This window comes from Flavobacterium collinsii (genome assembly GCF_902804485.1).
In the GTDB taxonomy this organism is placed as follows: domain Bacteria; phylum Bacteroidota; class Bacteroidia; order Flavobacteriales; family Flavobacteriaceae; genus Flavobacterium; species Flavobacterium collinsii.
Window position 1 is genome coordinate 72,818 of record NZ_CADCST010000100.1, and the last position, 6,000, is coordinate 78,817.

The 6,000-nt window shown below is 32.6% G+C and carries 7 protein-coding genes; 3 read left to right on the forward strand and 4 right to left on the reverse strand.

Annotated features, from left to right (window positions below):
• Positions 1-295 precede the first annotated feature (295 nt).
• Positions 296-1,204, forward strand: a complete 909-nt coding sequence (locus FLA105534_RS16120; RefSeq protein WP_173967148.1) for a pseudouridine synthase — start codon at positions 296-298, stop codon at positions 1,202-1,204.
• Between the two features lie 63 nt (positions 1,205-1,267).
• Here the strand turns inward: FLA105534_RS16120 and FLA105534_RS16125 are convergent, their stop codons facing one another.
• Together FLA105534_RS16125 and FLA105534_RS16130 are read right to left on the reverse strand one after the other, a co-directional pair.
• Positions 1,268-1,870 carry a DUF937 domain-containing protein gene (locus tag FLA105534_RS16125; protein ID WP_173967149.1) on the reverse strand — a complete coding sequence of 201 codons (603 nt, stop codon included), beginning with the start codon at positions 1,868-1,870 and terminating at the stop codon, positions 1,268-1,270.
• 280 nt (positions 1,871-2,150) lie between these two features.
• Positions 2,151-2,651 carry a DUF456 domain-containing protein gene (locus tag FLA105534_RS16130; protein ID WP_173967150.1) on the reverse strand — a complete coding sequence of 167 codons (501 nt, stop codon included), beginning with the start codon at positions 2,649-2,651 and terminating at the stop codon, positions 2,151-2,153.
• Positions 2,652-2,699: 48 nt separating this feature from the next.
• Between FLA105534_RS16130 and FLA105534_RS16135 the strand changes: the two genes are divergently transcribed.
• Positions 2,700-3,083 (forward strand): hypothetical protein, encoded by a 384-nt coding sequence (locus tag FLA105534_RS16135; protein ID WP_173967151.1) that lies wholly within the window; start codon positions 2,700-2,702, stop codon positions 3,081-3,083.
• Positions 3,084-3,130: 47 nt separating this feature from the next.
• Positions 3,131-3,616, forward strand: coding sequence for a hypothetical protein (locus tag FLA105534_RS16140; RefSeq protein WP_173967152.1), 486 nt, complete (start codon positions 3,131-3,133; stop codon positions 3,614-3,616).
• Position 3,617: 1 nt separating this feature from the next.
• Here the strand turns inward: FLA105534_RS16140 and FLA105534_RS16145 are convergent, their stop codons facing one another.
• Positions 3,618-4,721: a glycosyltransferase family 2 protein gene (locus FLA105534_RS16145; RefSeq protein WP_173967153.1), complete on the reverse strand. Its 1,104-nt coding sequence runs from the start codon at positions 4,719-4,721 to the stop codon at positions 3,618-3,620.
• Positions 4,718-5,662, reverse strand: a complete 945-nt coding sequence (locus tag FLA105534_RS16150) for a lysylphosphatidylglycerol synthase transmembrane domain-containing protein (protein ID WP_173967154.1) — start codon at positions 5,660-5,662, stop codon at positions 4,718-4,720. The genes FLA105534_RS16145 and FLA105534_RS16150 overlap by 4 nt, the downstream gene beginning before the upstream one ends.
• Positions 5,663-6,000 lie beyond the last annotated feature (338 nt).

Below are 6,000 nucleotides of genomic sequence, written 5' to 3' on the forward strand. Positions count from 1 at the left end.
ATCTTTACGACTGTTTTTTTTTACTTTTTGCTTTTTCTTTCTTAAATCTTTGTGACATAACTTTTTACAAAATGATTAAAAGAAGCCAATTGTTTGAAAGTAGCCCCGATTGAAGTGGAAATCCTTTTATTTTTTTTCAAATAAAAGATTGAAACGAAAAGCGGGAAAAAATGCCCATAAAAAAGCCAATTGTTATGCTTCGGCAACTCTAAAAAATAACAGCTATTAATCTAAGAACAATGAACTTAGGATTATTTAGCAAGAATAAACTATCTTTGCACAAATTACAGAATTTATGAACAATAAGGAAGGCAATAATAAAAGAGGCGGATCGAGACCAAATAGCTCTAGGCCAAACTCTAACAAGCCAAAACCTCCTATGGCAAAACGTGCTCAAGGGCCGAAAAAAGTGAAACCTGCTGTGAAGGCTGCCGAAGAAGAAAAGGCAGAAAAAATCAAAAAACAGAATCAGGCTCCAAAAAGACAAAAAGCTGCAGACGAAATTCGCTTGAATAAATACATCTCTAATTCAGGTGTTTGTTCACGTCGTGATGCTGATATATACATTCAGTCCGGAAATGTCAAAGTAAATGGTGTTCCGGTAACTGAAATGGGTTATTTAGTAAAATTAAATGATGTTGTGAATTTTGACGGTGTTACTTTGACTCCTGAAAAGAAAGAATACATCTTATTAAACAAACCTAAAAACTTTACAACTGCTCTTGACGAAGGTCAGGAATATCGTAATGTTTTAGAATTGGTTCGCGGTTCTACAACGGCAAAAATTGCTCCGATTGGAAGAATGGACAAGAACACGACTGGTTTATTATTGTTTACTAATGATACTGACATGATTCGTAAATTTACTTTACCAAGTCAAAAGTCATCTAAAATCTACCAGGTTTCTTTAGATAAAAACTTAAAGTTTGAAGATTTAGAAAAAATAAGCAAAGGCTTGGTTCTTGACGGACACCGTGTTTTTGTTGAAGAAATCAGCTATATTGAAAAAGAAGCGAAAAGCGAAGTAGGTCTTAAATTACGTTCTTCGAATGTAAAAGTGGTACGTGCTATTTTCGAAAACTTTGATTATGATGTGCTACGTATTGATCGTGTATCATTTGCAGGTTTAACCAAGAAAAATTTACCTAGAGGTAACTGGCGTTTTTTAACCGACCAGGAAATCATCAACTTGAAAAATGTTTAAGAAGCCATTCAAATTGAATTAAATATAGATCCTGTTTTACTTTTGTAAGACGGGATTTTTTATTTAGAAGCTAAAAAAGTTATGACCGAATAATGTAAAAATTGATCTTCCTATAGATTGGTTTTTTTCTTCTACCGATTCGTAGCATGAAAATCCCAGGATAATCTTGATTCCGGGTGGAATACTGTTTAAAATGTCTCTTTTTTGATCTTCCAAAAGTAATTTTAAACTCTCTACTATTTGAATATTGTTCTTAAGGTAAGAGACGACTAATAAGGCTGAAAAGTTAAGAATTTCTCTGGCAGTTTCGCTTTTTATTCCGACTTCGTTAGAAATCATTTCAGAAATCCTGCCCTTTTTATTAGTAAAAATTTCTTTCAACAAACCATTTCCTTCTAAACGATAGCAATCATCAACTGATAAAATACGTCCTGATGTAAAATCAACTTCCTGATAAAAAGTAGAATCATCTTGTATTAATGAAGCAATTCCTTTGTAAAAATCCGATTCCTCGGCCCTGTTATACAACCCCATTAAAACTGTACCTATCGAAACATCAATTCCCTTAATTAAAAGTGCATCATTTTCAAAATAAAACTTGTTCAACTTTGAAACAACATTAGAAGAAATAAAACGTCTAAGTTCAATTTGTAGGTTTGGAGTCATACTTAACTTGTTTAAAATTATTTAAATCCATTAAAAATAATCGACAAAGTGAGGCTTTTTATCGTTTATCAGGATAAAAATATAAAATATTTTAACATTTCCAAAAAATAAGTTAAATAGTCAATTGTAGCTTTAACAATTGTTGAGCATAAAAATCCTGAAGTTCCAGTAAACATAACCCATTCGTTATCAAAACAAATAAAAACTGGTTAGAAAAAAATACAGTTATTTTTAATAAAAAATGAAAAAATAAGAAAAAGCTTAAGGATAAATACGTGATTTAAAACAGTAACAGGCGATTTTGCCAGACAACACTAATGAAAATGCCCAGAAAGATGATACAGAATAAAAAATTCACAAAACTTGAAGCAAGAAAACCCAAAACTGATCCTGTAGCTGCTTTTAATGCACGTTGATGGTTGGCTGAATCATAAATCAATTCTCCAACAAGAGCCCCAACAAAAGGTCCAATAATAACCCCAAACGGAATAGGAGCAACAATACCAAGGATTAAACCAATGTTGGTTCCCCAAACTCCGTACGAACTCCCTCCAAACTTCTTAGTCCCTTTTGCGGGAATTATATAATCAAGAACTGTAATTACAATGGTTAGCAAAAGTGTAATTCCCAAAACCCAATAATTATTTTCAACTGCTTCTGTCAGATAAAGCAATAATAAGCCTATCCAACAAGATGACAATCCAGGCAACACAGGTAAAAAACTACCAAAAATCCCAACAATCATACATATAAAACCAAGTAGTAACAATAGTAAATCCATATCTTTTTTTGTAAATTTGAGCTACCAACTTTCTAAAGGAACGAATTAATGCCTCAATTTTTGCACTTTATCTCCTGTAGTTTTTTGATCCTGGTAATCAATAGCAATTTACATGCCCAAACTAAAAAATTATCTATCAACGATAAGCTTATGCAAGACAGCATTTATAAAAGTAACAAGAAAAAAGTACTAAATTTTTCGATGAAAGATTTTGACGCCCTATTCTTCGAATATTTTAATCGCAAAAATGACCCAAATATTGTATTAAATAAAACGGAATTCTACAATTATACCGTCCGGATTGCTGCTTTTTCTGATCGACTGGCTTCTTTATATCCTGAGCAAAAAGAAGTTGCAGCGCAAAACAAAGAAAAATGGTTGTCAGAAAACTACGAAGATTATTTGCAATTCAAAGCTTCCCAAAAAAAATAATCGTATTTTTATGCCTTAATATGATCGTTCAATTCAACATCAAACTCTTGAAGCAATTTTTCATTTTATTAATTGTTCTATTTTTCAATTCTTGTCAATATTTTGAGAAGCAGGTTCCCTCTGAAAAAGAATTACTTCAAAAAGAATTAAAATCAATTAACTGGAAAGAAGTTGACGAATTCCCCTCCGTAGCCAATTGCGAAAAGATTGCCGATAAAAAACAACGCCAACAGTGCTTCTTTGAAGTAATGTCACAGCTTATTCAAGAAAAACTGGATATTGACACCCTTGCGATATTATATCCTGAACTCGACACAATTGAAGTAAAAGTGACGGTTTTCCCTAATTCAACCATGAAATTCGAACCACAATTTCCGAAAGATTCTGTTGCTTACGATACGATTAAAATCGATAGTATTCTACATGCCCGTTTAGTCGATTTTCCAAAAATAAATCCGGCACTTAAACGCGGAATTCCTGTAAAAACTCAGTTCATCCTGCCAGTTATTCTTAAGGCTAAAGAAAAAAAATAGTCTATTTCGTGAACTTTCTTCCTTTCCATTCATAAGAACCAAACAAACTATACAAAGCCACAGTCGAGCTAAAAAAGGGATATAACAGACTACTTAAAAACAAACTTTTTATACGTTCGCTTGTCAAAAATTGATTGGTACAACGGAGTAAAATAAAATCAATTGTAAATTTCAAAAAGGCAAACCAAACGAAAAAGTAATAGGGCCAAATCGAAAAGACTACCCCAAAAAAATCGATTACAAAACTCAGATTACCTAAGAAAACGATTATCCCCAAAATCTTTCCAAAGCTGCTTTGATACGAACTTGTTTTAGCGGCCCAACGTACTCTCTGATAAAATAAGGTCTTCCAGTCTTCCGTTGGTTTGGTCATAACAATTGCTTCCATTGCTTTTAAATAATGAACTTCATCAGGAAATGCTTCAACCGCTTTTTGCAATAAAAAAACATCATCACCACTGGCGATTTTATCATTCCCTTCAAATCCATTTAAAGCTTCGAATATCGATTTAGTATAGGCAAAATTGGCGCCGTTGCACATAAAGGCTTTTTGAAGTCCAAAACTTCCAATTGTTGCTCCTTGTAAACTTGTTAAATCCAATTGTTGAAAATGATGCAAAAATGAGTCTTCACATGCATAGCTCACAGCTCCTGCAAGCATCGAAACCTTATTTTGCTGAATGTAATTATCGAAGGTTAACAACCAATTTTGAGACACCAAACAATCGGCATCAGTAGTAATGACCCATTCGGTTTTTACCTGTTGCATTGCGGTCGAAATAGCATCTTTTTTGGGAGAACTCGAAACCCGGATATTGTCAATTTGTGAAATGTGAAATGCGAAATGTGAGATTTGAAATTTCTCCTTAGAATTATCATCTACCAAAATAACTTCAAACAAATCACTAGGGTAATTCAGTGTTGAAAAACTCTCTAAAAGGTTAGGCAAATTCTCCTCTTCATTCCGAAACGGAACTATAATTGTAAAACTCGTTTGAGGTTTTAAATCTGTACTTTGATACTTTTTTACTTTAGCAAAACCATAAACAAGCCAACCAATAGCAAGCACATAAATGCTTAATAGAGTATACAAACCCAAAATCATTCTGCAGTTCTGGTTTTAAAATTCAACACATAATATGCTCCTATAACGACGGGTAAAACCACATTAAGGAACCACATCAAAGTGCTGATAAAAACTACGATCCACTCGTTTACTCCTAAAATTCCAAAGAAATAAATCGCAACGCTCCCTTTTACCGCAAAATCCAGAAACTGAAAAGTAGGTAGTGACGAGGCCAGAAAGTAAACGACCGCAATAGTAGCAATTAAAGTGAAATACGGCAAATCGACATCAAAAGCCAAAAACAAAAAGTAGTACTGATGCGAAAAAACCAGATAACGCAAAACCCCCAAAAGAATATTTTTGCGGTGAATTGGTTTAGGGATTTCGTTAATCTTATGTATTAATTTTTCGATCGAATATCCTTTAATTTTTATTTTCTTCAAAGAAAACAAAACAATAAGAAGCAATACAAAAATACCAAACAAAATGGCAACCGTTTGCGTTGTAATAATCTCATGTTTGACATTAAAATACAACAACCCAAAAACCCCAAAAATCACGGTTAAGATCATTTGAATCCCGTTGCAGATCAGGTTTAAGAAAATTACTTTTTTAGTTTCTGATTTCGAATAATACAATGCTTTTCCTGCATACTCTCCTACTCCGTTTGGCGTGAAAATTCCTGCTGTTAAAGCAGCCAGAACTTGTTTTGTAGCCTCTCCCAAAGAAATTTGATGAATTACTGTAGCCAGATTCTGCCATTTCAGAATTTCGAAATAACGATTTAAAACACTCAAAAGCAAGATAAAACCAATTCCTAATACGGACTGATTTTTACGAAACAACACGATAAATTTTTGCCAGTCGAGCTTATCATTATGTGCCAACTGATTATAAATAAAGTAAAATGCACCACCTACAATCAAAAGTTTGATTAGAAGAACAAGGAATTGCTTAGCTTTGTGAGGAATTGAAATCATGCCGCAAAAGTAATCAATTTGAAAACGAATAATATTCGTTTTTCTAAAGATTAAAATCATCCATTATGCATATCAAAATATGATAAAATTATTCATTAAAATATTCCTGATATCAGTTCTGTTTTATTCTTGTAATAAAGTTGATTCAAAAAACCAACCTACAACATATATTAGAATCATGGGAGAAAATTCCTGGGGATTTAATGATGAAAAAGGAAATTCTATTATCCCTTTAGGAAAATATAAATTTTTAAATCCACTTGATGAGAAGGGAATGATATTAGCCGAATTAAGCAATAAATATGGTTATATTGATATTAATCAAAAAATCATAGTTC

Coding starts and splice junctions, on each gene's coding strand:
- FLA105534_RS16145 (WP_173967153.1), bottom strand. CDS start 4,721: ATGATTTTGGGTTTGTATACTCTATTAAGCATTTATGTGCTTGCTATT.
- FLA105534_RS16120 (WP_173967148.1), top strand. CDS start 296: ATGAACAATAAGGAAGGCAATAATAAAAGAGGCGGATCGAGACCAAAT.
- FLA105534_RS16125 (WP_173967149.1), bottom strand. CDS start 1,870: ATGACTCCAAACCTACAAATTGAACTTAGACGTTTTATTTCTTCTAAT.
- FLA105534_RS16135 (WP_173967151.1), top strand. CDS start 2,700: ATGCCTCAATTTTTGCACTTTATCTCCTGTAGTTTTTTGATCCTGGTA.
- FLA105534_RS16150 (WP_173967154.1), bottom strand. CDS start 5,662: ATGATTTCAATTCCTCACAAAGCTAAGCAATTCCTTGTTCTTCTAATC.
- FLA105534_RS16130 (WP_173967150.1), bottom strand. CDS start 2,651: ATGGATTTACTATTGTTACTACTTGGTTTTATATGTATGATTGTTGGG.